Annotated in this window: 2 protein-coding genes, 11 tRNA genes and 1 rRNA gene; 13 read left to right on the top strand and 1 reads right to left on the bottom strand. The window is 44.2% G+C overall.

What is annotated here, in order from left to right; all coding sequences use genetic code 11:
- Positions 1-13 precede the first annotated feature (13 nt).
- Positions 14-133, bottom strand: a complete 120-nt coding sequence (cmpA, locus tag ACH0QE_RS19810; RefSeq protein WP_192472919.1) for a cortex morphogenetic protein CmpA — start codon at positions 131-133, stop codon at positions 14-16.
- Between the two features lie 95 nt (positions 134-228).
- On the opposite strand from cmpA, the gene ACH0QE_RS19805 reads away from it, so the two are divergent.
- The 13 genes from ACH0QE_RS19805 to ACH0QE_RS19745 all read left to right on the top strand — a co-directional run.
- Entirely contained in the window at positions 229-702 is a 474-nt protein-coding gene (locus ACH0QE_RS19805; protein WP_415802194.1) for a SprT family protein, read from the top strand.
- Between the two features lie 265 nt (positions 703-967).
- Positions 968-1042 (top strand) — tRNA-Asn (locus ACH0QE_RS19800).
- 16 nt (positions 1043-1058) lie between these two features.
- Positions 1059-1149, top strand: a tRNA-Ser gene (locus tag ACH0QE_RS19795).
- Positions 1150-1171: 22 nt separating this feature from the next.
- Positions 1172-1246: transfer RNA gene (locus ACH0QE_RS19790), tRNA-Glu, on the top strand.
- Between the two features lie 26 nt (positions 1247-1272).
- A tRNA-Asp gene (locus ACH0QE_RS19785) sits at positions 1273-1348 on the top strand.
- 7 nt (positions 1349-1355) lie between these two features.
- Positions 1356-1430, top strand: a tRNA-Gln gene (locus tag ACH0QE_RS19780).
- A 6-nt stretch (positions 1431-1436) separates the two neighbouring features.
- Positions 1437-1512: transfer RNA gene (locus ACH0QE_RS19775), tRNA-Lys, on the top strand.
- Positions 1513-1533: 21 nt separating this feature from the next.
- Positions 1534-1618: transfer RNA gene (locus ACH0QE_RS19770), tRNA-Leu, on the top strand.
- 59 nt (positions 1619-1677) lie between these two features.
- Positions 1678-1763, top strand: a tRNA-Leu gene (locus ACH0QE_RS19765).
- 63 nt (positions 1764-1826) lie between these two features.
- Positions 1827-1903: transfer RNA gene (locus ACH0QE_RS19760), tRNA-Arg, on the top strand.
- 17 nt (positions 1904-1920) lie between these two features.
- Positions 1921-1997, top strand: a tRNA-Pro gene (locus ACH0QE_RS19755).
- 20 nt (positions 1998-2017) lie between these two features.
- A tRNA-Gly gene (locus ACH0QE_RS19750) sits at positions 2018-2091 on the top strand.
- Between the two features lie 118 nt (positions 2092-2209).
- Positions 2210-2292: ribosomal RNA gene (locus ACH0QE_RS19745) — 16S ribosomal RNA — on the top strand; the annotation flags it as partial.

Below are 2292 nucleotides of genomic sequence, written 5' to 3'. Positions count from 1 at the left end.
TGCCTGCAGTCTTTTAATCATTTAACCCCTGTTTATTTCTATAAAAGTACCAACACTGGTTTAGAAGTTTGATTTGATATCTGTTTTTCTCATAGAAGGCTCGTTTCATTTGATTTTGAAACCAGACAGGCATAGAGCAATACCTCCTTAAGATAATACGTTAAAAGGTAACATTAATATATGCTATAATAGGTTGTCATGTTTCTTTAAAAGGCAGGCGTTTTGCAGATGACTGATCAAGAATTACACAATCTTGTCGTGATGATTTCCGATGAATACTTCCAGAAACCATTCAGGCATAAAGCGTTCTTCAATCCCAGACTCCGGACAACCGGCGGACGCTATATGCTGAACAGCCATAACATCGAAATCAATAAAAAGTATTTTGAGCAGCTGGGTGAAGCAGAACTCGTGGGGATTATTAAACATGAGCTGGTGCATTACCACCTTCATATAGAAGGAAAAGGATACAAGCATCGCGACAAAGACTTTAGAGATTTATTAAAGAAGGTAGATGCCCCGAGATTTTGTTCAGTGCTGCCGGAAGAGAAGAAAAGAAGAGCGAAACAGAAATTCATTTATTATCAGTGCAGCGAATGTAAGTTGACCTATCGCCGCAAAAGATCTATAAACACCTCAAAATACGTGTGTGGAAAATGCCGAGGAAAGCTGATAAAAGTAAAGGAAATGACTTTAGAATAAAGCTTTGAATGCTTTAATAAAAGAAATGAAAAACTTCTTAAAAACACCCTTGACTTTTAATAGGCACCTCCCTATAATAGTAAGAGTCGACAAGACAACAGCACGAAAAAATAAAGTTATTCCGCAGTAGCTCAGTGGTAGAGCAACGAGCGATATCATCTCCGGATTTACTGCGAGTTGTACTCATCGAGCCGCTTCTTGAATAAGCGTCCTGAGATGAGGACAGTCGGCGAAGGATAACTATTGAGAAAAGAAATGCTATTATTCCGCAGTAGCTCAGTGGTAGAGCACTCGGCTGTTAACCGAGCGGTCGTAGGTTCGAATCCTACCTGCGGAGCCATTAATTTTAAAGGTATGGGGAAGTACTCAAGAGGCTGAAGAGGCGCCCCTGCTAAGGGTGTAGGTCGGGTAACCGGCGCGAGGGTTCAAATCCCTCCTTCTCCGCCAGAACCTTTTAATATTTTAATATGGCCCCTTGGTCAAGCGGTTAAGACACCGCCCTTTCACGGCGGTAACACGGGTTCGAATCCCGTAGGGGTCACCAGTTTTAAAACATAACATTATTCATCTGGTCCCGTGGTGTAGCGGTTAACATGCCTGCCTGTCACGCAGGAGATCGCCGGTTCGATCCCGGTCGGGACCGCCATTTTTATTGGGCTATAGCCAAGCGGTAAGGCATCGCACTTTGACTGCGACATGCGTTGGTTCGAATCCAGCTAGCCCAGCCATTTTTTGAGCCATTAGCTCAGTCGGTAGAGCATCTGACTTTTAATCAGAGGGTCGAAGGTTCGAGTCCTTCATGGCTCACCATTTTTTTCGAAAAATGAATATGCGGGTGTGGCGGAATTGGCAGACGCACCAGACTTAGGATCTGGCGCCGCAAGGCGTGGGGGTTCGACTCCCTTCACCCGCACCATTAATTACCTATTGATTAATGCGCCTGAATCAGTTAAGATTTAAACCTGTCATGTTAATGCGGTCGTGGCGGAATGGCAGACGCGCTAGGTTGAGGGCCTAGTGGGGGCAACCCCGTGGAGGTTCAAGTCCTCTCGGCCGCACCAAAAAAGTTATTGACATCCTTTAGTGGGTGTGATAATATATAAAAGTTGCTATTAAAATAAAATGCGCCCGTAGCTCAATTGGATAGAGCGTCTGACTACGGATCAGAAGGTTATGGGTTCGACTCCTTTCGGGCGCGCCATTATTTTTCTTCTATAACGGGGAGTAGCTCAGCTTGGTAGAGCACTTGGTTTGGGACCAAGGGGTCGCAGGTTCGAATCCTGTCTTCCCGACCATCAGAAATACAATTATATATGCGGGTGTAGTTTAGTGGTAAAACCTCAGCCTTCCAAGCTGATGATGAGAGTTCGATTCTCTTCACCCGCTCCAATTTCATTGCTCTTTGAAAACTAAACAAACAAGCGTCAACAAACAATAAATGATCATGGTTTCTATTATAGAAGATCATGAGCCAACGTTTTAACTTTATGAGCTAACTCATAACTCTTTCTTGGAGAGTTTGATCCTGGCTCAGGACGAACGCTGGCGGCGTGCCTAATACATGCAAGTCGAGCGGATCTTCATTAGCTT

The sequence above is a fragment of the Mesobacillus sp. genome, from assembly GCF_047739415.1.
In the GTDB taxonomy this organism is placed as follows: domain Bacteria; phylum Bacillota; class Bacilli; order Bacillales; family Cytobacillaceae; genus Mesobacillus.
This window is presented reverse-complemented; position numbering and strand designations above follow the sequence as displayed.